Here is a 25,202-nt window from a genome sequence, read left to right on the forward strand (position 1 = left end):
GCCTGCCTCACACGCGCATCGGCATCAGCACGTAAAGGGCGCTGTCCTCGGCGACGTCACGCACCAGGGTGGGCGAGCCTGGATCGGCGAACAGGAAGATCGCTTCGGTGCCGCTGAACTGGCCGGTGATATCGAGCAGGTATTTGGCGTTGAAGCCGATCTCGAGCGGCTCGTTCTCGTAGCCGACCGCCAGCTCTTCCGTGGCGCTGCCGGAATCGGGATTGTTGACGGTCAGTGTCAGCAGCCCGTCGGAGAGCGCCAGCTTCACGGCACGTCCGCGTTCCGAGGAAATCGTCGAGACCCGGTCGACGGCCGCGGCAAAGGGCACGCAGTCGACCTTGAGCTCCTTGTCGTTGCCGGCGGGAATGACCCGCTGGTAGTCCGGAAAGGTTCCGTCGATCAGCTTGGAAGTCAAAAGCACGCCGCCGATGGTGAAGCGGATCTTGGCTTCGGACACTTCCACCGTGACGGCGATATCGGGGTCGTCGACCAGCTTCTGCAATTCGCCGACTGTTTTGCGCGGAACGATGATGCCGGGCATGCCTTCAGAGCCGGACGGCGCTTCGATGTCGGCGCGCGCCAGACGGTGGCCGTCGGTGGCGACGGCACGCAGTTTCAGGGCGCCCTCTTCCTCGATCGTATGCATGAAGATGCCGTTGAGATAATAGCGGGTCTCTTCCGTGGAAATGGCGAACTGGGTCCGGTCGATCAGCATTTTCAGTTCGGTCGACTGCAGCCGGAAAGTGTGGCTGAAGTCGCCGGCCGTCAGGTCCGGGAAATCGGATTCCGGCAGGCATTGCAGCGAGAATTTCGAGCGGCCCGAAGCCACGGTCATGCTGCCGCCCTCCGGGTCGACCGCGAGCAGCACCTCGGCGCCGTCCGGCAGCTTGCGGACAATATCGTAAAGCAGATGCGCCGGGACCGTCGTGGAGCCAGCCTGCTCGACATTCGCCGCCGTCGCTTCGGTGACCTCCAGATCAAGGTCGGTCGCCTTCAGGTCGAGCGTCGCGCCGTCGGCCTTCAAAAGGACGTTGGACAGGATCGGGATCGTATTGCGTCGTTCAACCACCCGATGAACGTGGTTCAGAGATTTCAGGAGGTTCGAACGCTCGATTGTCACACGCATGGGTCTGTACACCAAATCCTGTTGTTCTGATCGCCGTCATCCGATGCGCCGGTCCGCGATCGGCGCCTGGCTTTCCGGAACACCCGTCGTAAGATCTGCCCGGCCATAGCGGGACTTTTTCACTGGGACAAGCAAAATGACAGATTCACCGCCCCTTAGGCAAGTTTATGGCACGGATGGCGATCAAGAGGGACCGGCTTTCTGGGGATAAAGTAAATATCAAAGCCCCATGCGTTTCGGGCCCCGACAATGCGGAGCCCGTTCCGGATAAATGCGTCGAAGAGTGCTTGCCGATCACTCGCTGATCAGGCGGCGCAGGAGCTCGATCTCGTGGGACAGCTTGGTGTCTTCCTCCAGGAGGCCCTCGATCTTGCGGACCGCGTGCAGCACGGTCGTGTGATCGCGGCCGCCGAAGCGGCGTCCGATTTCCGGGAAGGACCGCGGCGTCATGGTCTTCGACAGGAACATGGCGATCTGGCGCGGCTTGACGATGGTGCGCGTGCGCCGGTTGGAGATCATCTCCTGACGCGAGACATTATAGTGGCGCGAGACGATGCGCTGGATGTCCTCGATGCGCACCCGCTTCGGCTCGCCCGCATTGACGAGATGGCCGAGCAGCTCGTCGACCCGGTCGATGGACAGCGACGGCTCGAAGGACCGGCGGAACAGCAGCTGGTTGAAGGCGCCTTCCAGCTCGCGGCCGCTCGACGTCACGTGGCGCGCCACGTGGGCGAGAATCTCGGTCGGAATGTCCAGCGAGTAGTCTTCCTGCTGGGCGGCGGCAAGGCGGCGCTTGAGGATCTCGAGACGCATCTCGTAGTCGGGCGCCTCGATCTCGATGGCGACGCCGCCCTGCAACCGGGAGCGGACCCGCGCATCGAGCGACTCCAGCTCCCAGGGTGCACGGTCCGCCGCAACGACCACCTGACGGGCCGAATCCAGCAGCATGTTGAGAAGATGGCAGAACTCGTGCTGTATCGACTTGCCCTGCAGGAACTGCATGTCATCAATGACGAGCAGGTCGATATTGCGCAGCGATTCCTTGAAGGACAACGCATCGTTGTCGCGGATCGCGGTGGCAAAGCGCCACATGAAATACTCCGCCGTGAGGTACACGACGCGCGGTTTGCGCTCGCTCTCATTGGCCGCCAGGGCAATCGCCTGGAGAAGATGGGTCTTGCCGAGACCGACATTGGAATGGATGAAGAGCGGATTGAAACGCACGGCACTGCTGCCGGCTTCCGCAATGGTCTTGGCCGCGGCCAGGGCGACTCGATTGGAGGCCCCCTCGACGAAGGAGGCGAAGGAGTAGCGCCCGTCGAGCGGCGAGCCGGAAACCGAGCCGGTTTCGACCGGCCGCATCTGCGCCTTCTTGGACTTGGATCCCGGGTGCGGAACCGCAGCGGGCCGCGCCGACTGTGCGCCCGATGCGGTCGACTGCTGGACGTCTGAAATCTCCGAGGACTGGATGAGCCGGTTGCCGCGCGTGGCCGAGCGGACAACGATTTCGACCTTGTTGATGTCGCCGTTTTCCTCGGCAAAGAGCTGGGTCAGAAGATCCAGATACCTGTTGTTGATCCACGACCGCAGAAAAGTCGTGGGAACCGAAAGTCGAACAATGCTCTTTGAAATGGATTCGAGTTTTAGCCTGCCAAACCAGCTAGAAAATACGTCGGGACCGACCTGTGCCTTCAGCCGGGTCTGAACCCGTCCGAAGAGTACGTCATTCGCCATGCCTGATTTCCCCATCTCCGTCGGTGGATCGGCCTTGCCGGAAGGAGGTGGTGCATCATCCCGTGTTTGCCGCACATTTGTACGCACCTGCGCTCCTGATAGTCCCTGCATCTGGCCTTCTCCTGTATCGTTATTATTGCGTCGGCCGAGCGGCCGAACTTACTGTTCTACGTACAAACCCCAAACCCAACTGGAAGTGCTTCCCCTTTCGTTTCCGTCAGACAGACCGACCGAATACGCACGGCGCTACGGATCACCATGCGTATTCATTTCCCGGCACCATGCGCCGCCCCCAGAGCTAAGCGCACAAACGTCCCCAAGGCCGGGCTGAAGCCCGAACCACAACCGGGAAATTTTGATGAATCGTGCCGCAGAATGCGAGCACTGCATTGAAGATGAAAACATCAAAACTGCCAAAGAGTTCAGTAGTCTCACAATTCAAAACAACCTGTTTGCGACCTCCATGCAAGCCCATTAAGGCAACGTTAAGAGGCGAAGGTCAAGGCGGGTTTTTGAGAGAAATCGGCGCGATTGGCCCGCGGGAGCGGTACGGCTCAAATGTGCATCCTGTGCGCCTTCCCGTAACGCATTTGGAATCAACAGCTTGTTGATGAAAGGCCGCCAGGTGTTGCAGGATTGCAAAAAAACAAAAAAAAATTATTGACTCGGAAATCGTTCGGCGGGTTTTCCAACGGTCTACCAAAGAATTTTAATCCTCTCGTAAGCCGTTATTTTTTCTGGTAAATAATTGTTTTTCCTTTACTAGACGACCGGTCTATTATTACAATCATGTTACAGCAAGTTGATTGAATCGCGAAAGCCCGGCCGACGGCCAGGCTAAGGGCATACTCGCTAAATATTTGCAATTAGGCGCTGATTGCCTTCACGCGCCGCGCCAGGCGGGAGACTTTGCGGGAGGCGGAATTGCGATGAATAACGCCTTTGGTTGCAGCGCGCATCAATTCCGGCTGTGCCTGCTTGAACGCCTCGGCCGCCGCATCCTTGTCTCCGGACGCGATCGCCTCCTCGACCTTGCGCACAAAACCGCGCATGCGCGAGCGGCGCGCCTTGTTGACTTCCGTTCGCCGGGCGATCTTGCGGGTCGCCTTTTTCGCCGAAACTGTATTGGCCATCTGGTTCTCTCTTTGCCTACGTTCGTGCCCCATATCCTACCGCCAGGTTTGCCAACCCGCAATTGAAACGACAGGAGCAGAAAAAATTACGGCGGCCACCGGGGCCACCAAATCCGTGCCGGGCATATAGCCGGAAAGTCCGGTGCCGTCAACGGTTCTTGAACTGCGCCTGGCGTTTCTCCGCAAACGCGGTCATGCCTTCCTTCTGGTCTTCCGTCGCGAACAGTGAATGGAAGAGGCACCGCTCGAAGCGGATACCCTCGGCAAGGGTCAGCTCGTAGGACCGGTTGACGCTTTCCTTGGCCATGATCACGGACGGCTGCGAGAAACCGGCGATCTTCTCGGCGGCCTTGATCGCCGTCTCGATCAGCTCGGTTGCCGGCACCACGCGCGCCACAAGTCCGGACCGTTCGGCCTCGTCCGCGTCCATCATGCGTCCGGTCAGGCAAAGGTCCATGGCCTTGGCCTTGCCGACCGCCCGCGTCAGGCGCTGGGTGCCGCCCATGCCGGGGATCGTGCCGAGGGTGATTTCCGGCTGGCCGAATTTCGCCGTGTCGGCGGCGATGATGAAATCGCACATCATGGCAAGCTCGCATCCGCCGCCGAGCGCATAGCCGGCGACCGCCGCGATCATCGGCTTGCGCACGGTGCCGACCTTGTCCCAGCCGCCGATGAAATCGCTCATAAAGGCGCCGACGAAATCGAGGCTCTGCATTTCCTTGATATCGGCACCGGCGGCGAACGCCTTTTCCGATCCGGTTATAACCATGGCGCCGATCTTGGCATCCGCGTCGAATGCCTGCACCGCGTCGAGCAGCTCGGCCATCAGCGTCGCGTTGAGCGCGTTCAGCGCCTTCGGCCTGTCGAGGGTAACGAGGCCGACGCCGCCGCGGGTTTCAACCTTGATGCACTCATATGCCATGTTCGAATTCCTTCCTTTGGTGATCTGATGCCGGCCGCTCAGCGCTGGCAGGCGGGGCAATAGAATGTCGAGCGGCCGCTTTGCACGACGCGGCGGATCATTCCATCGCAACCGTCGCGCCGGCAAGCTTCTTTCTCTCGATCATAAGTATTAAACGTGTGCTGGAAATAGCCCAGCGTGCCGTCCGCCTGGCGATGGTCGCGCAGGGACGATCCACCGGCGTCGATCGCCGCGGCGATGACGGTGCGCACCGCGCGGGTCAGGTGCTCGAGCCGTGCCACCGGCGCGCCCGACCGCGCCACAAGGGAGCCGGCGGCGCGGCGCGGTGAAAGGCCCGCCAGCCACAGCGCCTCGCAGACATAGATATTGCCGAGGCCCGCTATGATGCGCTGGTCCAGAAGGGCCGCCTTCAGCGGTGCCTTCTTGCCGGCAAAACGACCCGCAAGGTATTCCGCGTTGAGCGCGTTGCCCGTCGGCTCGACACCGAGGTCGCGGATCAGCGGATGTCCGTCCAGTTCGCCATCGCCAGTGAGCAGCATGAATCCGAAACGCCGCGGGTCGTTGTAAACGACACGGGCGGAGCCCAGCGGCCCCTCCAAATGGAAAACCACATGGTCGTGCCTCTCATCCTTGCTGCGGTCGTGGTGAAAACGCCCCGGCCTTTCTTTCGGGTCGCCGCGATCAACATAATAGGAACCGGACATGCCGAGATGCGAAATCAGCACGGACCCGTCGTCAAAGCCGATCAGCAGATATTTGGCGCGCCGCTGCAGCGAGGTGATCCGGCGGCCCTCGATCCGCGAAGCGAACCTTTCCGGCAACGGAAAGCGCAGATCCGGCCGGCGCTGCTCCAGGCGGCGCACCAGCGCACCCTCCATTGCCGGCAGCAGGCCGCGGCGTACGGTTTCGACTTCGGGCAATTCCGGCATGGGTGTCCGCCACGTTGGCTTTTGCTTCGACTTCACCTATAAGCGGCGCGACTTTGCCGCACCGCAATACAAGTGAGCCTGATAGCGCATCTTTGTGCGTTAGGCTATTGTTCCCGCCGAATTGAGTACCGGAGTTCATTTTGATGTCTCAGACGCGTACATCCGCAGCCGGCGGCATGGAAACCTCCTACGGCTTCAGGGAGGTCGACGAAGGCGAGAAGCAGGGCCTCGTCAACGATGTATTCCACGGTGTCGCGCGGCGCTACGACATCATGAATGACGTGATGTCGCTCGGCATGCACCGGGCCTGGAAGGACGCCATGGTCGGCGCCCTCAACCCGAGAAAAAGCAGCGCCTATCGGGTGCTCGATGTCGCTGGCGGCACCGGCGATATCGCGTTTCGCATCATCGAGGAATCGCGCCGGCTCGCCCATGCGACGATCCTCGACATCAACGGATCGATGCTGGAGGTCGGTCGCCAGCGGGCCGCCAAGCGCCACCTTGCGGACAAGCTGACCTTTGTCGAGGCCAATGCCGAGGACCTGCCCTTCGATGACGGCAGCTTCGACGCCTACACGATCGCCTTCGGTATCCGCAACGTGCCGCGCATCGACGCGGCTCTGAGGGAAGCGGCGCGGGTGCTCAGGCGCGGCGGTCGTTTTTTGTGCCTGGAGTTCTCCGATGTCGACCTGCCGCTGTTCGAGAAGGCCTACGAGGCCTGGTCCTTCAACGCGATCCCGCAATTCGGCCGGGCCATCACCGGCGACGGCGAGCCCTACCGCTACCTGGTGGAATCGATCCGCAAATTCCCCAACCAGAGCGACTTTGCGGCGATGATCGCGCAGGCGGGGCTTTCCCGGGTCAAGTGGACCAACTACACCGGCGGCGTCGCGGCGCTGCATTCCGCCTGGAAACTCTAGACCACAAACCGCTCCTCGCTCTGAACGCCGGCCGATCATGAACAGTTTCATCGCCTATATCAGACTGATGCGCGCCGGCTGGGTGATGGCCCGCGAGGGGGTGATCGCCTCGCTTCCGTCCGACGGGCTGTACGGACCGGCGCTGGCTGCCTACAGGCTGGCGACGCTCCTGGCGCGGCGCAAGGCACAGCAGGCCGACCGGGCGGAGCGGCTGGCGCGCGCCGTCGAGCGGCTCGGCCCATCCTATGTCAAGCTCGGCCAGTTCCTGGCGACGCGTCCGGATGTCGTCGGCCGGTCGCTGGCGCAGGACCTGTCGCTGCTCCAGGACCGCATGGACACGTTTTCCATGGACGCCGCCAAGGCGCGGATCGTCGAATCCATCGGCCGGCCCGTGGACGAGCTCTACAGTACCTTCGAACAGCCGATCGCCGCCGCCTCCATCGCACAGGTGCATCCCGCCGAGATCAGCGACGATGCCGGCACGCGCAAGGTCGCGGTGAAGGTGGTGCGCCCGGGGATCCGCAAGCGGTTCTACCGCGACCTCGAATCCTTCTTCCTCGTCGCACGCATGGCCGAGCGGCTGTCGCCGGCATCGCGGCGGCTGCGGCCGGTGGATGTCGCGCGCACCCTGGAGCAGACAACCAAGATCGAGATGGACTTCCGCCTCGAGGCCGCCGCCCTGTCGGAGCTGGCGGAAAACACGCGCGACGATCCCGGCTTCCGGGTGCCGGCCGTCGACTGGGAGCGCACCGGGCGCGACGTCGTTACCATGGAGTGGATCGACGGCATCAAGATCGCCGACATCGAGGCGCTCAAATCGGCCGGCCACGACCTCGACCGGATTTCGGAAGTCCTGATCCAGTCCTTCCTGCGCCACACACTGCGCGACGGCTTCTTCCACGCGGACATGCACCAGGGCAATCTTTTCGTCGACGCCACCGGCACCATCGTCGCCGTCGACATGGGCATCGTCGGACGGCTCGGAAAAAAGGAGCGCAGGTTCCTCGCCGAAATCCTCTACGGGTTCATCCGCCGCGACTACCGCCGGGTCGCCGAGGTGCATTTCGAGGCCGGCTATGTTCCGGCGCATCACGACGTGGCGAGTTTCGCCCAGGCGATCCGGGCGATCGGCGAGCCGATCCACGGCCAGTCGGCCGAGACCATCTCGATGGCGAAACTGCTGACGCTGCTGTTCGAGGTGACGGAGCTGTTCGACATGCAGACGCGGCCGGAACTGATCATGCTGCAGAAGACCATGGTCGTCGTCGAGGGCGTCGCGCGGCTGCTCAACCCACATTTCAACATGTGGAAGGCGTCGGAACCGGTGGTCGGCGACTGGATCGCCCGCAACCTCGGGCCGGCGCGCGTGGTCACGGACATCAAGGACGGGCTCGGCGCCGCCGTGCGGCTGGCCGAACAGGCCCCGGAACTGGCGGCGCGGGCGGAGCGCCTATCACAGGAAATCGACGCGATGGGCCGCAAGGGCCTGCGTTTCGATCCGGAGACGGCCGAGGCCATCGGCAAGGCGGAGGCGCGCTACGCACGATCGGGCCGCATCGCCCTTTGGGTGATTGCACTGACTGCAATCTTCATTGCATTTCAATTGTGATTTGATTTCAATGCAATCAATTTGCTAGGCTCTTCCGCGAGGGAGACCGCCATGGCCAGCATCACCATACGCAATCTCGACGATGCCACCAAACAGTCGCTGCGCGAGCGCGCCGCGCGCAACGGCCGCTCGATGGAAGAGGAAGTGCGCCATCTGCTGCGCGAGACCTCGGCACCGGCGGCCGTGGACGAGCCGACATGGCCGGAACCAGGCGGCGGGGACGCGGCGCTCGCCGGCAAGCAGATCCTGCTGATCATCACCGGCGGGATCGCGGCCTACAAATCGCTCGACCTGATCCGCCGCCTGCGCGAGCGCGGCGCGTCCGTGCGGCCCGTGATGACGCGCGGCGCGATGGAGTTCATCACCCCGCTGGCGGCGGGTGCGCTCGCCGCCGACCGGGTCTTCACCGATCTCTTCTCGCGCGAGGACGAGCAGGATGTCGGCCATATCCGGCTGGCGCGCGGCGCCGACCTCGTGCTGGTGGCGCCCGCGACGGCCGATTTCATCGCCAAGATGGCGCAGGGCCATGCCGACGACCTGGCTTCGACGATCGTGCTTGCCAGCGACCGGCCGATCCTGATCGCACCGGCGATGAACCCGGTTATGTGGAACGCGCCGGCCCTGCAGCGCAACCTGCGGCAGGTGCGCGAGGACGATGTCCAGGTCGTCGGGCCGATGCGCGGCGAGATGGCCGAAAGCGGTGAAGCGGGCCTTGGCCGCATGGCCGAGCCGCTCGACATCGTCGCTGCCGCCACGCACATGCTCGACGACCGGCCCAGACCGCTGACGGGCAAGACCGCCATTGTCACCTCGGGCCCGACCCATGAGCCGATCGATCCGGTGCGCTATATCGCCAACCGCTCCTCCGGCAAGCAGGGCCACGCCATCGCCGCGGAACTGGCGGCGCTCGGCGCCAGCGTGACGCTGGTGTCGGGCCCGGTCACCATTCCGGATCCGCACGGCGTGTCGACGGTGCGTGTCGAAAGCGCCCGCGAGATGCTCGATGCGGTCGAGCAGCTGCTGCCCGCCGACATCGCCGTCATGGTCGCCGCCGTCGCCGACTGGCGCGCGGCAGGCGAATCGGGCGAGAAGATCAAGAAGAAGCCGGGCAAGGCACCGCCGCCGCTGAAGCTGGCGGAAAACCCGGACATCCTGAAAACGGTCGGCCATTACGGCAAGCGCCCGTCACTCGTCGTCGGGTTCGCCGCCGAGACCCAGAACCTGATCGACAACGCGCGGGCCAAGCTGGAGCGCAAGGGCGCCGACTTCATCGTCGCCAACGATGTGTCGCCAGAGACGGGTGTCATGGGCGGCGACAGGAACCGCGTGCGCATCGTCTCGGCAAAGGGCGTCGAAGAATGGCCGGAGATGGACAAGCAGTCGGTCGCGGCGCGTCTCGCGCAGGAGATCGCCGCTCGATTTCAGACGGCGATGGCCTGAACCTGTCCCGACGGCGCGAACGGTGCGACCGTCACGCCACCGTCGCTCACGGTCACGAAGCTGGCCGACGGAATCTCGGACCAGCGGTCGGTATCCTCGTCGAACGGTTCTGAAACCAGGCAATGCCCGTCACCGGTCAGCGGACACATCGTGCCGGAATAGAGCGTCGGCGCGTGGCGGTCGGTGGCATAGCGCACGCAATGAAGCGCCTGACCGTCGCTGAGGGCGGCGGTAAAGCGGATCAGCGGGCGCAGGCCGAGGGATATCGCTTCGCAAAGCACGAAGCCGAGCGCCGCCTCCAGGGCCGCCTTCGGATCGTCCTCGAGGCCGAACTGCAGGGCCAGAAGAAACAGCAGCTCCGAATCGGTCGAACCCTTTCGCTGCGCATAGAGCGCATCGTCCAACCGCGTTTCGAGCCGCCGCTCCAGCCGGTCGAAATCGCCGAGCTGACCGTTGTGCATGAACGACCAGCGGCCGTGCACGAAGGGATGGCAATTGTCCCTGGTGGTGCGGCCCGCCGTGGAGGCGCGCACATGGGCAAGAAACAGCGAAGAGCCGATCTGCCGGGCGAGCGAGCGCAGATTGTCGTCCGACCAGGCCGGCAGGATGTCGCGGTAATGACCCGGCTCATTGTGCTCGCCGTACCAGGCGATGCCGAAACCGTCGCCGTTCGTCGCCGTCTTCGCCTCCGTGGCGCATTGCGACTGGTCGATCAGGGAGTGGGCGGGTGAGGCGATCAGATCCTCGAGGAAACGGCGGCGACCGCGATAGGCAACCCATCGGCACATGGCTTCATCCGCCCTTCTGGAAAAACGGGAACATTTGACCGGTGTGAATGCGTTGACCGACCATGCGGATCGGGCGTTGCGGCTTCCTCCCTCCACCGCCTGTGCCCGGCACGGCCGACCGGCGCAAGCGCCCGGCCCGTTCGGATTTTGTGGTCAATTCTTGTTGTCCTCCCGGGTGGCGGCTCGTCAGCCCGGCGCCCGCCCTGTGCCCTTGTTTGCGCCAATGGCGCGCGGGGCCGACCTTTGGGTCATCCGCCATCAAATGCTCCCCTTTTTCCAGCGGAGCCTCAACCATTCCGGTTGTGCATGCGATGGTGCATCGTCTCGATCATGCGGCTTGCCGTCTTTTCGAACAGGAACGGCAGGATAGCGTGCACGCATGCCGCGCAAGCCGCCAGGAAGAGCCGCCCCGAGAACCCCGCGGCAAAGCGCAGATGCTCGAAATAGGTTTCGTCGACCGATTGCGGATGTTCGGTGAACAGCCTTGTGACCCGTGTCGTCATCGTCATATCCCTTCGCAGGTTCTTATGGGCAGGTTCTTCTGAATTTTCACGCAGCGTATCGCGGAAATGGCGGGATATGTTCCCGAAATTCCTGTATTTTCGGTTCATATTGGGATATACGTCCCAAATATGAAGAAAATTGACGAATTCGATCGCAGGATTCTGGAAGAACTGCAACAGGACGGCAGTCTTTCCATCGAATCGCTGGCGGACAAGGTCCACCTGTCGCGCAACGCCTGCTGGCGACGGCTGCGGGCACTGGAAGAACGCGGCGTGATCACCGGCCGCGTGGCGCTGGTCGATCCCGAGCAGATCGGCTGCGGCCTGTCGGTCTTCATATTCATACGCACGGCAAACCACGATCCGGACTGGCTGGAGCGGTTCCGCACGGCCGTCGTCAGCCTGCCGGAAATCACCGGCGTCCACCGCACCAGCGGCGAGTTGGACTACGTGCTGAAAGCCCGCGTCGCGGACGTCAAATCCTATGACCGGCTCTATCAGCGGCTGATCGCCAAAGTGCCGCTCTCCGATGTCACCGCCTCCTTCGTCATGGAGGACATCAAGGACACGACGGCACTGCCGATTGTCGGCACTGTGTGACCGACCAGAACCGATTGTCGCGGATACGTTGAACAGTCCGTCTTCCGTGTGCCGCTTATTCGGCCCGCGGCAATCGCTATATGCTGGAACAACCAGTCCAGCTCCAGGAGACACACCGATGTCCATCCGCCCGGTCAAGCAGCTCTCATCCGCCGTTCCCACCATGGAGGGCGCCGGCGTCAAGCTGCATCGCGCCTTCGGTTTCACCGATCCGACGCTCGCGGACCCGTTCCTCTTGTTCGACGATTTCCGCAATGAGCGTCCCGAGGACTATCTGGCCGGCTTTCCGTGGCATCCGCACCGGGGCATCGAAACGATCACCTACGTGCTGGCCGGCACGGTCGACCACGGCGACAGCCTCGGCAACCACGGCACGCTGGGCGCCGGAGACGTGCAGTGGATGACCGCCGGCAGCGGCATCATGCACCAGGAAATGCCGAAGGGCGACGCGGCCGGCCGCATGCACGGTTTCCAGCTCTGGGCCAACCTGCCGTCGTCGCTGAAGATGACCGATCCGCGCTACCAGGACATCAAGGGCGCCGACATCCCGGAGGTCATCGACGATGACGGCACGGTGGTGCGCGTCGTCTGCGGCGATTTCTGGGGCAAGTCCGGCCCGGTCGACGGCGTGTCGGCCGATCCGCTCTATCTCGATATCTCGGTTCCACCGGGCAAGCGCAAGACCCTGCCGGTCGACACCTACCGGTCGGCTTTCGCCTATATCTTTGCCGGCTCAGGACAGTTCTCGGGCGCGTCGAAACCCTATGGCGTTCTGACCGAGAAGGAGATCGGCGGCGAGGAGATCCTGCTGCGCGACCAGTCCGGCAACAGGACCCTGGTGGTCTTCGATACCGGCGACGAGGTCACCGTGCAGGCGGGCGAGGAAGGCGTCCGGTTTCTTCTTGTAGCCGGCAAACCGATCGAGGAGCCGGTCGCCTGGCACGGTCCCATCGTCATGAACACGCGCGAGGAGCTGGCTCAGGCGATCCGCGAGCTGCAGTCCGGCACGTTCATCAAGGGGTGAGCTTGAAGACAAGCCCGGTGTGCGGCGAGACCGCGCCGGCGACGAGATCGTCGAAGACGCCCCCGGCTCCGGAAAGCCCCTCGACGGTCCGGTAGGTCAGCCAGGACCGGCTCTTTTCGGCAGCGGCGCGCCAGAAGGCGAATGCCTTTTCCTCAAAGACACCCGGCGCCCAATCGGACGCCCGCTTCTGGATGTGGCCGGGCGCGAAGAACATGGCGCTACGCTCGCGGATGAAGCCGGGCCCCATCTGGTTGTCGTCCCAGTGGGTGACGCCGACATTCGAGCAGTAGCGCATATTGTCGCCGAGATGGGCGTGCAGGGCCGAAAGCACGGCGCCCGAACCGGACATGTCGATGATGGCCGTCGGCCGGTCCGCGTCGACCGAGCCGATCTCGTCATAGGTGAGAACCGCGCCGTAGAGGCCGAGCGCCCGGACCGCGTCCAGGTTGCGCGGCGACGTCAGGCCGATGCTCTCCGGGGCGTTCTGGTCATCCGCCAGGGCATAGGCAACGCCGATGGCCGTCTTGCTCGAAGCGCTGACGACGATGACCTGCTCGGCCCCGAACCAGGCATTGTCGGAAAAGAAATCGTGCAGGCAGAACGAGGTCGCGTAGAGCGGGTGAAGCACCATGCGGGCATCATCATAAGCCGGCTCATAATCGGCCTGCCCGTTCACGCGGCCATAGGCGTTATAGACCGGCGGCAGCGCGGCGCGGTGCCCGGCACCGTCGAAAAGCCTGGTGCCGCCGACCTTCTGCGGCTTCATCACCAGATGGCTCGCCATCGGGAAATAGCCGTAGAGGCGGTCGCCGACCGGCACGTCCGGATGGTTCGAGGCGGTAACATCGGCAAAGCCCCAGACCGGAATGATGCCCCAGCCGCCGTCATCGTTGTCGAGGGGCGGAAAGAAATTCCAGTAGCCGATCTTCTCGCCGACCACGCCATAGGTGACGTTGTTGGCGGTCAATGCGAAGCGGTCGATCGCCGCGAGCACTTCACCGTCCCCGAGCTGCGGGGTGTCCGCCTCCGCCAGCCGGTGCCCGGACAGATCGTCCTTGCGGACCTGGAACTGCTGCATGATCGCCTCCCTTGCTGCGGCTGTCAGGCCGCCTTTTGCGGATGGTATTCCTTGACATGGGCGAAGCGGATCGCCGGCCAGCGCTCGGCTTCGTAATTCAGCGAAAAGCCGTCCGAAGCCAGGAAAACCGCGTCGCCGTCGAGATCGCGGGCGATATCGCCGCGCTTGGCGTTGATGAATTTTTCGACATCGGCCTCGCTGTCCGCCGAAATCCAGCGGCAGACATTGAACCGCGCCGCCTCGAAGGAGACCGGCAGGCCGTATTCGGCCCGCAGCCGTTCCTTGAGCACGTCGAGCTGCAGCGCGCCGATGACGCCGACAATGGCGGGCGAACCGTCCTCGGGCGAGAACAGCTGCACGACGCCCTCCTCCGCCATCTGCTGCAGCGCCTCCTTCAGCTTCTTGGCCTTCATGGCGTCTTCCAGGCGCAGCCGGCGCAGGATTTCCGGCGCGAAGTTCGGCACGCCCTCGAAAACGATGTCCTCGCCCTCGGTCAGCGTGTCGCCGATGCGCAAGGTTCCGTGGTTCGGTATGCCGACCACGTCGCCGGCATAGGCATCGTCTGCAAGCTGGCGCTGATGGGCGAAGAAGAACTGCGGCGCCGACAGGCCGAGCGTCTTTCCGGTGCGCGACAGCCGCGCCTTCATGCCGCGCTGCAGGCGGCCCGAGCAGACGCGCACGAAGGCGATGCGGTCGCGGTGGTTGGGGTCCATGTTGGCCTGGATCTTGAAGACGAAGGCCGTCATTTTCGGATCCGTCGCCTTGACGAGACGGGCGCCGGCCTTTTGCGCGCGCGGCTGCGGGGCGTATTTGCCAAGCGCGTTGATGAGGTCGCGCACGCCGTAATTCCGCAGGGCCGAGCCGAAATAGACGGGCGTCAGATGCCCCTCGCGGAAGGCCTCCAGATCGAACGGGCGGCACGCCTCGATCGCCAGGCTGGTCTCTTCGATGAAGGTGTCATGCTCGTTCTCTGGCAAAAGACCGGCCGCGCTGTCGGCCTCCGGGCCGTTGACCTTCGTCACCGCTTCCTCGCTGTCCATGCGGCGCACGGCGTTGTCGGCCAGGTGATAGGTGCCGGCAAAGGTGCGTCCCCGGCCGATCGGCCAGGTCATCGGTGCGGTGTCGAGCGCCAGCTTCTCCTCGACCTCGTCGAGGATCTCGAACGGATCGCGGCTTTCCCGGTCCAGCTTGTTGACGAAGGTGACGATGGGAATGTCGCGCAGGCGGCAGACCTCGAAGAGCTTGAGCGTGCGCGGCTCGATGCCCTTGGCCGCGTCGATGACCATGATCGCGGCGTCAACGGCGGTCAGCGTGCGGTATGTGTCGTCGGCGAAATCCTCGTGGCCGGGCGTGTCCAGGAGGTTGAAGACGTGGTCGCCATATTCGAACGTCATCACCGAGGTGACGACGGATATGCCGCGCTCGCGTTCGATCTTCATCCAGTCCGAGCGGGTCTGCATGCGGTCCTTCTTCGCCTTGACCTCGCCGGCAAGCTGGATGGCACCGCCGAACAGCAACAGCTTTTCTGTCAGCGTCGTCTTGCCCGCATCCGGGTGCGAGATGATGGCAAATGTACGCCGGCGGGCAACGGCCTTGGCCAGGTGGTCGGTCATGGAAGTGAGAATCCTGTTGAATTGGACGTCTTCTAGCGCCTGTTCGGCAGCGTTGCAATTGACGAAAACCGAACGGGGCGGCAAGAGTGCAGCATGTCCGCCGACCAGCACCACAAGATCCAGCCCCCCGTTGTCGGGCTCGTGCGGCTGCCGCACGGCGGCGGTCTCGACCTGCCCGCCTACGAGACCGACGGCGCGGCCGGGATGGACCTGCGCGCCGCCAACGATGCCCGCGCGCCCATCGTGCTTTCGCCGGGCGAACGGGTGCTCGTGCCGACCGGTTTCATCTTCGAAATCCCGGACGGGTTCGAAGCGCAGATCCGGCCGCGTTCGGGCCTCGCCTTCAAGCACGGCCTGACCTGCCTCAACACGCCCGGCACGATCGACAGCGACTATCGCGGCGAGGTGCAGGTGCTCTTGATCAACCATGGGGAGGAAGCCTTCACCATCGAGCGCGGCATGCGCATTGCGCAGATGGTGATCGCACCGGTCTCGCAGGCCCTGATCGAGGAGCGCAGCCTGGCCGAAGAGACGGAGCGGGGCAGCGGCGGGTTCGGTTCCACGGGCCACTAGCGGCAGCGCATTTTTTCTAACCGACTGGGTTTTTTGGTGTCTCTGTTAGACTATTTTCCTACACATCTTGCAAATGCGAAACGGAATTCCAAATTATATCCCGAATTCGATGCCGCGCCGCTGGCGAAGTGCTGCCGGCGCGGCTAATCTTCCCGACCTGCCGCCCCTTTCGGCGTGCATTCAACTGGAGCCCGATCATGTCTTACCCGACCGACCGTAAACCCGGACGCGGACGCGTCTTCAATTCGATTACCGAAACCATCGGCGACACGCCGATCGTGCGGCTGGACAAGCTTGCCGCGGCCACCGGCGTGAAGGCGCATCTGCTGGGCAAGCTGGAGTTCTTCAACCCGATCGCCAGCGTCAAGGACCGCATCGGCGTCGCCATGATCGAGGCGATGGAACAGGACGGCCGGATCGCGCCCGGCAAGACGGTGCTCGTCGAGCCGACCTCCGGCAACACCGGTATCGCGCTGGCATTCGCCGCGGCCGCGAAGGGCTACCGGCTGATCCTGACCATGCCGGAAACCATGTCGGTCGAGCGGCGCAAGATGCTGGCCCTGCTCGGCGCCGAGCTCGTGCTGACGGAGGGGCCGAAAGGCATGAAAGGCGCGATCGCCCGGGCAGAGGAACTGGCGGCCGAAATCCCGGACGCCGTCATCCCGCAACAGTTCGAGAATCCCGCGAACCCGCAGATCCACCGCGAAACCACGGCCGAGGAGATCTGGAACGATACCGATGGCGGTATCGATATTTTCGTTTCCGGCATCGGCACGGGCGGCACGATCACCGGCGCCGGCCAGGTGCTGAAGGCGCGCAAGCCGGAGCTGGCCATCGTCGCGGTCGAGCCGACGGATTCGCCGGTGCTTTCAGGCGGCGATCCCGGACCACACAAGATCCAGGGGATCGGTGCCGGCTTCGCGCCGGCCATCCTGGATACCGGCATCTATGACGAGGTGCTCACGGTATCCAACGACGAGGCGTTCGAGATCGCCCGGCTCGTTGCGCGGACGGAAGGCGTGCCGGTCGGCATCTCCTCCGGCGCAGCGCTGGCGGCCGCCGTGAAGGTCGGCCAGCGTCCGGAAAACGAAGGCAAGACCATCGTCGTCATCATCCCGTCCTTCGCGGAACGGTATCTTTCGACGGCGCTGTTCGACGGGCTGGCCGCCTGAACGTTGCGGAAAGTTCACAAAGCAGAGTCTGCGGCCTTGCATTCGGCCGCAGCCTTGCCTAACTAAACGCCGTCAACGAACGGAGTCTTGATGCGCGGACGAAAAGAGTCCCGGTAAGGCCCGGTCAGGGAAGACCGGGCGAAATTCGTAACGCTGCCGCCGGCCGTGCCGCTGCGGCACGCCTTGTGTTACACGCATCAAATTCCGGATAATCAATGGACATTTCTAGGCACGAGCAGCGGGTCCTGCACCTGCTGGCTCAAGGCGGCCACATCCTCGTCGACAAGGACGAGCGCGGCCGTATCGTCGATAATTCCTGCGTGACGCGCGACGGCTGGTTCTGGAACGGCTGCTCGCTGGAGCTGTTCAGAAAGCTGAAACGCCGACGGCTCATCGCGTCGAGAGGTGGCGGTCCCTACCAGATCACGCAACTCGGCCTGAAACGGGTCCGCTCGCAGGCAAACAACCGATAAACGCAAGCAACGGAGGCGGCGCACACACGCCGCCTCCATCCGGCCGAACCCGAGCGAGGGGTTGCCACGGGGAGTGGCCCGGCCAGATAAATTCCTGAAGCTGTTCGAATGATCGCCGTCCGGCGGGTGTCAGAACTCGATTCCGAACGGCGGCTGGTTGTTCAGGTATTCGGGAAGCGACACCTTGTTGTCACGGTTCTCGTCAAGGATCGCGAATGCCACCTTGACCTCGTATTCCGCATCGAATTCCTCGTCTTCTTCCGCTTGCGCATCAAGCGCTATCTCGCATTGGAGCCTTGCGAATACGCCGTCCGCGGCGAGACCCTTCACAAGCTCCGTGTGGATCAGGTAGCCGCTCTTGTCGGTATCGTAGTCCTTGAACGTCTTGGTATGTCTCGATGCAAAGGCGTTCTCCAACTCCGTGTAGTCGATCCTGCCGTTGCCGTCGCCATCGAACGCTGCGAAATTCTGCAGGGGACCGTCCATCGACAGGTCTTGCTCCTCGTCGCAGTCTTCCGGCTCCCGGACCTCGGACACCTCCTTGTCTTCCCTGCCCGTAACATCGTCTTCCTGCTCGATGCCGAGATACTCGGAAAACTCGTCGCTGCTGATGACGCCGTCGCCGTCGACATCCATTTCGGCAAAGGCAACGCGCACGTCGGCCTGCGCCGCAACGTTGTTCTGGGTGGCCATGTTCCAGCCGAATGCAAGCGCCAGCAGCGCTGCGGCGGAGACGCCAAAGGTCGCCACGCGGTTCGGATTGATCGATTTCATGAGGGGAACTCCCGTGTCCGTTTCGTACTGCGCATGCGCTGAAACCTCTCTTTCCAGGAGTTGCCTGATGAGCCTGCTGGTCGGCAGACCGCGCCGCGCGCTCACGACGCTCACGCGTTCCTTCAGCTCGGGCGAAACACGAATCTCGATGGATTCCGTCTTCTTGCTCATGCCGGACAACTCCCTGGGTTCAGGCCTGCACAATGGAACGTTGGTTCCCGATGCGCCCTATCTCAACACAATTCGTGACAGGACACAGGCTTATTCGTGTCCGGTTGACAGAGTTATTTTGTCCGGACATTTTTTTTATTTAAATACAGGAAGATATAAGCACAACGCGCGGCTCGCGCCGGGTTCGGCGAACCCGGAAACGGAGCGCTGCGGCTGCTCTCGGAACCGGTTTTGCCAGCACCCCGCGCCGATCCGCGGATCGCACCTCCACGGCTTTACTTCGGAATCTCGAAGCCGGTTATTGCATTCCAGTCCGAATGGTCGCTTTCGACGACAGATTTCACGGCGTTCTCGACGGCGGCGAGGCGTTTGAGTCCTGCCTGAGCGGACGCGTGGGCGGTACGGATATTGTCGATTTCCTCGTGGCTGAGCATCAGCGCGGTGGACTGGTCCGCGACCTTGCCCGCCTCGGCCTCGACGTGATCCATCAATGCGTCGACCGCTTTCTCGCGCTTGTCCGCCTCTTCCCGCGTGTCGGCTTCTTCGGCCTCATCGCGAAGCTCCATGAGCTTGTCGAGCAGTGTCTTTTGGAGCGTGGCCGTGTGGGTGATCGCCTCCTGGATGGCCAGTTTCTTCTCCGCCGCCTCGTTGACTATCCGGTTTTGGTCGGCCGTGTCCTGCGCGGCGCCGGCCGAGCGGCTGCCGAAGTAGAATCCGACGATCGCCGTCAGCGCCGTCGCCAGCATGGTCAGGATCTGCTGCGCCAGTTGGACGACCGCGCTGTTGTCGACAACGGTATAGACACTGACCGTGGCGACCGCCTTGTCGCCGGTCCCGTCTATTGTTGTCTCATAGATATGCTCCGGGCCGAACGCCTCCTTCAAGCGCTCAAGCTCCTGCGACACGGTGGTCAGGATCGCCTGGCCGGGAAACGGCCCGACGACTTTCTGGGTCGCGACGAGCATGCGTCCGGTCTCACCCGCCTCGGTCAGCACGAAGACGCCGAAGATCAGCACGAGGACGATGAACGCTATGGCCAGGACGGCGCGGATCGAACCCTGCGGCAGGCCGAAGGCATGGGTGCTGTTGGCGATCGACAGTTTCGACATGACCCAGGCGCAGAAGACGATCGACAGGATCAGGATCGGAAAGGCGACCAGGCCAATCAGCACGGGCAGGAGATAGCGGTATTCCTGGAGTGTCGGCGGCGGCCAGCGGATCATCGCCAGTACGGCCAGAAACGCGACAAGGGCGCACAATGCCGCGATAAAGGGAAACAGGCGGCCAAGCATGTCTAGCATCCCCGCTTTCTTGCAGGCGCGTGCTATTTCAACCGTTCACGCGCCCTGAGCACTGTGAAGCCGACATTCCGGAGCCAAGGCGCCTGTGCGTCGCGGTCGTGCGGCAACCACGAGCATGTAAGCGCAAACGCGCTGAAAATACAACCAGATATAGAATTTTCACGCAATTCGCGCGAGACTTCAGGCGGCGGCCGCCATGCCCTCGCCCGGCAGGCGATAGGAAATCGCCTCGGCGATGTGTACGCGGCCGACTTCGGCGGCGCCGTCGAGATCGGCGAGCGTGCGGGCGACCTTGAGCACCCGGTGATAGGCGCGGGCCGAGAATTTCATCCGCTCGGCCGCCTCGTGCAGCAGCGCCGTTCCGGCGGCGTCGGGGCCGGCAACCGTCTCGATGAGCGATGTCGGGCACAGCGCGTTGGCGGTGACGCCCGGCATCCCGGCGAAGCGCTCCTTCTGGCGCTCCCGCGCCCGCGCCACGCGTTCCGCCACATCGGCGCTCCGCTCGCTGGTTCCGGGCTTGATCAGATCGGCCGCGGTGACGGCAGGCACCGTGATCCTGAGATCGATGCGGTCGAGCAGCGGGCCGGATATGCGGGCCTGGTAGTCGGCCTGGCAGCGCGGGCCGCGGGCGCAAGTGTGCCCGGGCTCGCCGGCCATGCCGCAGCGGCAGGGGTTCATTGCCGCGACCAGCTGGATGCGGGCCGGATAGCTGACATGGTGATTGGCCCGGGCGATGACGCACTCGCCGTTTTCCAGCGGCTGGCGCAGCGAATCGAGCACCTGCGGCGAAAACTCCGGAAACTCGTCAAGGAACAGGACGCCATTGTGGGCGAGCGATACCTCGCCCGGCCGCGCCCGCATGCCGCCGCCCACCATCGCGGCCATGGAGGCCGAATGGTGCGGCGCGCGATAGGGCCGACGGTCGGACAGTTCGCCGCCGGACAGCAATCCGGCGATCGAATGGATCATGGAGACTTCCAGGAGCTCGGCCGGCGACAGCGGCGGAAGGATGGAGGGAAGCCTTGCGGCCAGCATCGACTTGCCGGAGCCGGGCGGGCCGGACATCAGCAGGTTGTGGCCGCCGGCCGCGGCCACCTCGAGCGCCCGCTTGGCGGTTTCCTGGCCCTTGATGTCGGAAAGGTCGGGCAGGCCGTCCGAGGGGCCGCGGATCGCCGCCTGAGGACGCGACAGGACCTGCGTCCCCTTGAAATGGTTGGCCATAGCAATGAGGCTGCGCGGCGCGAGGATGTCGAGATCGGCACTGGCCCAGGCGGCTTCCGGGCCGCAGGCGGCGGGGCAGATCAGCCCCTTGCCCTCGCTATTGGCGCCGATCGCCGCCGGCAGCGCGCCTGCGACCGCCGCGATGGTTCCGTCGAGCGACAATTCGCCGAGCACCACGTAGCCCGACAGCGCATCGGCCGGGACGGCGCCGAGCGCCGCCATCAGCCCGAGCGCGATCGGCAGGTCGAAATGGCTGCCTTCCTTCGGCAGGTCGGCCGGGGCGAGATTGACGGTCACCTTCTTGGCCGGCAGGGAAAGGCCCGACGCGTGCAGCGCCGCCTGCACGCGCTCGCGGCTCTCGGCCACCGCCTTGTCCGGCAGGCCGACGATATTCATGCCGATCTTGCCCGGCGCGACCATGACCTGGACGTCGACCGGAACGGCGTTGACGCCCTGAAAGGAAACGGTGCTGACGCGCGAAACCATCTGCCTACCTCATCCGCCTGCACGCTGCGGCTGCATAAAACCCGACATACATCCATACACCATCGGCGCGCGAGCAACAAGAACAAAAATAGAACATGGCGTGACGGCCCGGACCGTTGAAAACCGCGCGAGCGGCTGGACGCGCGAACGCCGAGACGGTATGTGCATTGCACGCCCGCCTGTGCGGGCGGTCGGCCGACTTCCATACTGAACGGGCAGGTGCCAACCATGACGATCCGGTTTCACAAGGGCGATATCAGCGAAGGGGACATGGCCCGTTACGACGGGGATATCGCCATCGATACCGAGACGCTCGGTCTCAAGCCGCACCGCGACAGGCTGTGCGTGGTGCAGCTCTCGCCGGGCGACGGCACCGCCGACGTCATCCAGATCGCCAAGGGCCAGAAGAAGGCGCCCAACCTGACGCGGCTGCTCAAGGACCGCAAGAAGACCAAGATCTTCCATTTCGGCCGCTTCGACATCGCCATCCTGTTCCACAATTTCGGCATCACGTGCGAGCCGGTCTTCTGCACCAAGATCGCCTCGCGGCTGACGCGCACCTACACCGACCGGCACGGCCTGAAGGACAATCTGCGCGAACTCCTGGACATCGACATCTCCAAGCAGCAGCAGTCCTCGGACTGGGCGGCGGAAGAGCTCAGCCAGGCGCAGCTCGAATATGCGGCAACGGATGTGCTTTACCTGCATGCGCTGCGGGAAAAACTGCAGGAACGGCTGGAGCGCGACGGGCGCGAAAAGCACGCCGAGGCCTGTTTCAGGTTCCTGCCGACGCGCGCCAAGCTCGACCTGATCGGCTGGGACGACACCGACATCTTCGCGCACAGCTAGAGCTCACGGCCGACGCCTTCCGCAGCTGCCACATGGAGCCGGCGCGCACCTGTTGCCAGAACCCACAGATGGGCGCATCATGCCTCAGCGGGACCGTCCATCCGATGGATGTCGGCAACCCGGAATTGGCCATAACATCGGCGTGCAGTAAACGGGAGATGCTTATGCCTATCTACATTCAAACCGGCAGAATGAGTGAGCAAACGCTTCAGGGATTGATCGAGAACCCGGAAGACCGGTTCCAGGCCGTCAGTGACGTCCTGGCGGAAGCCGGAGCGACCTTGAAGGACTACTACTTCACCAGCGGAGAAACGGACTGGCTGATGATCATCGAAGCCGACAGTCTCGAGGCCGTCGCTGCGGCGGCCATGGTTGCGGGCGGTTCAGGTGCGGCGGCAAGCGTATCGACGCGCCAGGCATGGACATCGGCGGAGTTCAAGGCCGTGGCGGCGAAGGCCGGACAGATCGCCGGAAAGTACCGCAAGCCGGGTTAGGGCGAGGTGCGGCGGCTGCCACGGAAGTCCCAATCCACTTTCGGGCAAGCCCTTCTTTCACAAGCATAAAACCAGCCACTCGCACGCCGGGTGGCGAGGACAGCACGCAATTTTGACTGGCCGACCCGGCGGCCGGGGCCGTATATTGCCGGCTACGATCAATGCGGATGCGCCGAGGGGACGATGACTGGTACCGATGGAGCCCAGGAACCGCGCTTTTCCACAGTTGCCGAACTCACCGACTGGATGATCGACGGCGCCCGCCCGAGCGCCGACGCGCGCGAGATCGTCACCGGCATCTGCGATGGGCTGGTCGGTCTCGACGTCGCGGTCGACCGCTTCATGCTGTTCATCTACACGCTGCACCCGAACCTGCAGGGAAGCCGCTTCCGCTGGATCAAGGGCGAAGGGGTCGACATCGCCCACGCCAAGATGGGCACCTTCTCCCAGGAGGTCTACACGTCCAATCCGCTACCCCGGGTGGTCGAGCAGCAGGAGACGATCCGCCGCCACCTGGAGCGCGAGGACTGCCCGGACGACTACATCATCGTCGGCGAGCTGCGCGAACAGGGCTTTACCGACTACATCGCCCTGCCGCTCATCTTTACCACCGGCGAGACCCATGCCTGCACCTGGTCGTCGGCGCAGGAAGGCGGTTTCAGCGACCGGGACCTCGACATATTGAAGCGGATCAACGCGCCGCTGGCGCGGCTGACCGAGACATACATGGTGCGGCTCAATGCGGCGGTGCTGCTGTCCACCTATGTCGGGCGCAACAGCGGCACGCTGATCCGCGACGGCAAGGTGCACCGCGGCGACGGCGAGGAGATCACCGCCGTCATCCTCTTCGTGGACCTCAAGAACTTCACGCGGCTATCCAACGAGATCGCCGGCTCCGAGCTCGTCAGCCTGCTCAACGACACGTTCGACCACCTTGTCCCATCGGTGACGAGCCGCGGCGGCGAGGTTCTGAAGTTCATGGGCGACGGATTCTTCGCGATATTCCCGTATTCCGACGAGAAGGGCCTCGCCGAGATGGCGGCCGCGGCCATGGACGCGGTCGACGAGGGCGCCGAGGCGCTTTCGAAGGATGCGCTCGGCGACAGCGTCTCATTCCGCGCGGCGCTGCATTGCGGCACCTTCCATTACGGCAATATCGGCGGTGCCGACCGGCTCGATTTCACGGCGATCGGACCGCCGGTCAATTACACCGCACGGCTGCTTTCGGCCGCCACCGGGCTCGGCTGCGACAAGGTTGCCTCCTCCGACATCGCCTCGCGCGCACCGGGGCGGTGCGATAATGCCGGTTCCGCCGAGCTCAAGGGCTTTACGGGCGAACAGACGATCTGGCGGTTCTAGGCTTTGATCATCACGACTTGCGTATATTTCGACGGCACACGCATGGAGCCGTCATCGGCCGTGTTGAACGCGTCGACGAGATTCAGGATATCGTCCGCGAGCGCCTTCTCGCCTCGCGGTCCGGCCTTCTCGAACGCCTTGTGAAGCAGGCCGTAGTGGGTCCTGAAAAATTCCAGAAAGTGTTGCGGTGAACGGTAGCGGTAGATGAACGTCCTGCGGCTGATCGACAGCGACGCTGCCGCGTCCTCGAAGTGATCCCTGATCCAGCCTTCGCGGCCCCAGTTTGCCGGCGCCTTGAAGCCCGGCGAGGCCGACATGTGACTGCCGATGATGCTGCACATCCGGCCGATGAAGCCGCGTGGCGTCCAGTTGGCCAGCGCGATCTTCCCGCCCGGCTTGCAGACCCGGACGATTTCCTTCGCGGCGGCCTGCTGGTCGGGGGCGAACATAACGCCGAATGTCGAAATCACACCGTCGAACGAGTCGTCCGGATAATGGAGGTTCTGGGCGTCCGCAACCTCGAAATCGATTTCCAGGCCCTCCGCCTCGGCGCGCCGGCGGCCGCTATCGAGCAGCGACTCGACATAATCCGTCGAAGTCACCCTGCAAAAGCGGCGGGCGACCGCCAGCGTGGCGTTGCCGTTGCCGGCCGCAACGTCGAGAATGTGCGATCCGGGCGTGAAATCGGCCGCCTCCGCCAGATCCTCGCCGGATTTCTGCAGGGTGACGCCGAAGCGCGCGTAGTCGGCGCAGGACCAGGAGCCGTTGAGCCGCCTGTTCCATTTCTCGTAATCCGGCGCGATGCCCTTTTTCAATGCGATGTTCATGACGCGTCCTCCAGGCCCCAGAGCAATTCTGGTCGGCTGAACTATCGCGCGCACCTGTTTCAATCGAACGGCGGAAAAGGCGT

The 25,202-nt window shown here is 63.7% G+C and carries 24 protein-coding genes; 11 read left to right on the forward strand and 13 right to left on the reverse strand.

Annotation, left to right across the window (positions count from 1 at the left end; genetic code table 11):
- Positions 1-7: 7 nt before the first annotated feature.
- The 5 genes from dnaN to mutM form a co-directional block, all read right to left on the reverse strand.
- Positions 8-1,126, reverse strand: a complete 1,119-nt coding sequence (gene dnaN, locus E4M07_RS07125; RefSeq protein ID WP_136657629.1) for a DNA polymerase III subunit beta — start codon at positions 1,124-1,126, stop codon at positions 8-10.
- 294 nt (positions 1,127-1,420) lie between these two features.
- The gene (dnaA, locus tag E4M07_RS07130; RefSeq protein ID WP_136657630.1) at positions 1,421-2,860 is read right to left on the reverse strand and encodes a chromosomal replication initiator protein DnaA; all 1,440 of its coding nucleotides are present in this window, start codon (positions 2,858-2,860) and stop codon (positions 1,421-1,423) included.
- 866 nt (positions 2,861-3,726) lie between these two features.
- Positions 3,727-3,993 (reverse strand): 30S ribosomal protein S20, encoded by a 267-nt coding sequence (gene rpsT, locus E4M07_RS07135; RefSeq protein WP_136657631.1) that lies wholly within the window; start codon positions 3,991-3,993, stop codon positions 3,727-3,729.
- 148 nt (positions 3,994-4,141) lie between these two features.
- Entirely contained in the window at positions 4,142-4,915 is a 774-nt protein-coding gene (locus tag E4M07_RS07140) for an enoyl-CoA hydratase (RefSeq protein WP_136657632.1), read from the reverse strand.
- Between the two features lie 38 nt (positions 4,916-4,953).
- Positions 4,954-5,844: a bifunctional DNA-formamidopyrimidine glycosylase/DNA-(apurinic or apyrimidinic site) lyase gene (mutM, locus tag E4M07_RS07145; protein WP_136657633.1), complete on the reverse strand. Its 891-nt coding sequence runs from the start codon at positions 5,842-5,844 to the stop codon at positions 4,954-4,956.
- Between the two features lie 143 nt (positions 5,845-5,987).
- Between mutM and ubiE the strand changes: the two genes are divergently transcribed.
- From ubiE to coaBC, 3 genes are read left to right on the forward strand one after another with little or no spacing between them, the layout of a single operon-like run.
- Positions 5,988-6,764, forward strand: coding sequence for a bifunctional demethylmenaquinone methyltransferase/2-methoxy-6-polyprenyl-1,4-benzoquinol methylase UbiE (gene ubiE, locus E4M07_RS07150; RefSeq protein WP_136657634.1), 777 nt, complete (start codon positions 5,988-5,990; stop codon positions 6,762-6,764).
- A 37-nt stretch (positions 6,765-6,801) separates the two neighbouring features.
- Positions 6,802-8,373: a 2-polyprenylphenol 6-hydroxylase gene (gene ubiB, locus E4M07_RS07155; RefSeq protein WP_136657635.1), complete on the forward strand. Its 1,572-nt coding sequence runs from the start codon at positions 6,802-6,804 to the stop codon at positions 8,371-8,373.
- Between the two features lie 51 nt (positions 8,374-8,424).
- Positions 8,425-9,813, forward strand: coding sequence for a bifunctional phosphopantothenoylcysteine decarboxylase/phosphopantothenate--cysteine ligase CoaBC (gene coaBC / locus E4M07_RS07160; RefSeq protein WP_136657636.1), 1,389 nt, complete (start codon positions 8,425-8,427; stop codon positions 9,811-9,813).
- Here coaBC and E4M07_RS07165 read toward each other — a convergent pair.
- Positions 9,795-10,601: a class II glutamine amidotransferase gene (locus E4M07_RS07165; protein ID WP_136657637.1), complete on the reverse strand. Its 807-nt coding sequence runs from the start codon at positions 10,599-10,601 to the stop codon at positions 9,795-9,797. The genes coaBC and E4M07_RS07165 overlap by 19 nt on opposite strands.
- A gap of 287 nt (positions 10,602-10,888) precedes the next feature.
- Positions 10,889-11,104, reverse strand: coding sequence for a DUF6356 family protein (locus E4M07_RS07170; RefSeq protein ID WP_136657638.1), 216 nt, complete (start codon positions 11,102-11,104; stop codon positions 10,889-10,891).
- Between the two features lie 129 nt (positions 11,105-11,233).
- Between E4M07_RS07170 and E4M07_RS07175 the strand changes: the two genes are divergently transcribed.
- Together E4M07_RS07175 and E4M07_RS07180 are read left to right on the forward strand one after the other, a co-directional pair.
- Positions 11,234-11,704: an Lrp/AsnC family transcriptional regulator gene (locus E4M07_RS07175; protein ID WP_136657639.1), complete on the forward strand. Its 471-nt coding sequence runs from the start codon at positions 11,234-11,236 to the stop codon at positions 11,702-11,704.
- A 118-nt stretch (positions 11,705-11,822) separates the two neighbouring features.
- Positions 11,823-12,728, forward strand: coding sequence for a pirin family protein (locus tag E4M07_RS07180; protein ID WP_136657640.1), 906 nt, complete (start codon positions 11,823-11,825; stop codon positions 12,726-12,728).
- On the opposite strand, the gene E4M07_RS07185 is transcribed toward E4M07_RS07180, so the two are convergent.
- Both E4M07_RS07185 and E4M07_RS07190 read right to left on the reverse strand, forming a co-directional pair.
- Positions 12,718-13,806: a DUF2855 family protein gene (locus tag E4M07_RS07185; RefSeq protein WP_136657641.1), complete on the reverse strand. Its 1,089-nt coding sequence runs from the start codon at positions 13,804-13,806 to the stop codon at positions 12,718-12,720. The genes E4M07_RS07180 and E4M07_RS07185 overlap by 11 nt on opposite strands.
- Before the next feature lie 23 nt (positions 13,807-13,829).
- A complete protein-coding gene (locus E4M07_RS07190; RefSeq protein ID WP_136657642.1) occupies positions 13,830-15,419 on the reverse strand; it encodes a peptide chain release factor 3 in 1,590 nt (529 codons plus the stop codon).
- Between the two features lie 93 nt (positions 15,420-15,512).
- Between E4M07_RS07190 and dut the strand changes: the two genes are divergently transcribed.
- From dut to E4M07_RS07205, 3 genes are all read left to right on the forward strand, one after another.
- Entirely contained in the window at positions 15,513-15,992 is a 480-nt protein-coding gene (dut, locus tag E4M07_RS07195; protein ID WP_136657643.1) for a dUTP diphosphatase, read from the forward strand.
- Positions 15,993-16,189: 197 nt separating this feature from the next.
- Positions 16,190-17,164 (forward strand): cysteine synthase A, encoded by a 975-nt coding sequence (gene cysK / locus E4M07_RS07200; protein ID WP_136657644.1) that lies wholly within the window; start codon positions 16,190-16,192, stop codon positions 17,162-17,164.
- Between the two features lie 215 nt (positions 17,165-17,379).
- Complete coding sequence (locus E4M07_RS07205) at positions 17,380-17,637, forward strand: YjhX family toxin (protein WP_136657645.1); 258 nt, start codon at positions 17,380-17,382, stop codon at positions 17,635-17,637.
- Between the two features lie 129 nt (positions 17,638-17,766).
- On the opposite strand, the gene E4M07_RS07210 is transcribed toward E4M07_RS07205, so the two are convergent.
- The 3 genes from E4M07_RS07210 to E4M07_RS07220 all read right to left on the reverse strand — a co-directional run bounded on the left by E4M07_RS07210 (position 17,767) and on the right by E4M07_RS07220 (position 21,590).
- Complete coding sequence (locus E4M07_RS07210; protein ID WP_136657646.1) at positions 17,767-18,582, reverse strand: EF-hand domain-containing protein; 816 nt, start codon at positions 18,580-18,582, stop codon at positions 17,767-17,769.
- Between the two features lie 275 nt (positions 18,583-18,857).
- Complete coding sequence (locus E4M07_RS07215; RefSeq protein ID WP_136657647.1) at positions 18,858-19,874, reverse strand: hypothetical protein; 1,017 nt, start codon at positions 19,872-19,874, stop codon at positions 18,858-18,860.
- Between the two features lie 189 nt (positions 19,875-20,063).
- On the reverse strand, positions 20,064-21,590 hold the full coding sequence (locus E4M07_RS07220) for a YifB family Mg chelatase-like AAA ATPase (protein ID WP_136657648.1): 1,527 nt from the start codon (positions 21,588-21,590) through the stop codon (positions 20,064-20,066).
- A gap of 228 nt (positions 21,591-21,818) precedes the next feature.
- Here E4M07_RS07220 and E4M07_RS07225 point away from each other — a divergent pair, with 228 nt between their 5' ends.
- The 3 genes from E4M07_RS07225 (at position 21,819) to E4M07_RS07235 (ending at position 24,292) form a co-directional block, all read left to right on the forward strand.
- Positions 21,819-22,439 carry a ribonuclease D gene (locus E4M07_RS07225; protein WP_136657649.1) on the forward strand — a complete coding sequence of 207 codons (621 nt, stop codon included), beginning with the start codon at positions 21,819-21,821 and terminating at the stop codon, positions 22,437-22,439.
- Positions 22,440-22,603: 164 nt separating this feature from the next.
- Positions 22,604-22,933, forward strand: a complete 330-nt coding sequence (locus E4M07_RS07230; RefSeq protein ID WP_169054121.1) for a GYD domain-containing protein — start codon at positions 22,604-22,606, stop codon at positions 22,931-22,933.
- Between the two features lie 183 nt (positions 22,934-23,116).
- Positions 23,117-24,292 carry an adenylate/guanylate cyclase domain-containing protein gene (locus E4M07_RS07235; RefSeq protein ID WP_136657651.1) on the forward strand — a complete coding sequence of 392 codons (1,176 nt, stop codon included), beginning with the start codon at positions 23,117-23,119 and terminating at the stop codon, positions 24,290-24,292.
- Here the strand turns inward: E4M07_RS07235 and E4M07_RS07240 are convergent.
- Positions 24,289-25,119, reverse strand: coding sequence for a class I SAM-dependent methyltransferase (locus E4M07_RS07240; protein WP_136657652.1), 831 nt, complete (start codon positions 25,117-25,119; stop codon positions 24,289-24,291). The two genes, E4M07_RS07235 and E4M07_RS07240, sit on opposite strands and share 4 nt — an antisense overlap.
- Between the last annotated feature and the right edge of the window lie 83 nt (positions 25,120-25,202).

Source organism: Nitratireductor sp. XY-223 (assembly GCF_004959855.1).
Taxonomy (GTDB): Bacteria; Pseudomonadota; Alphaproteobacteria; order Rhizobiales; family Rhizobiaceae; genus Hoeflea_A.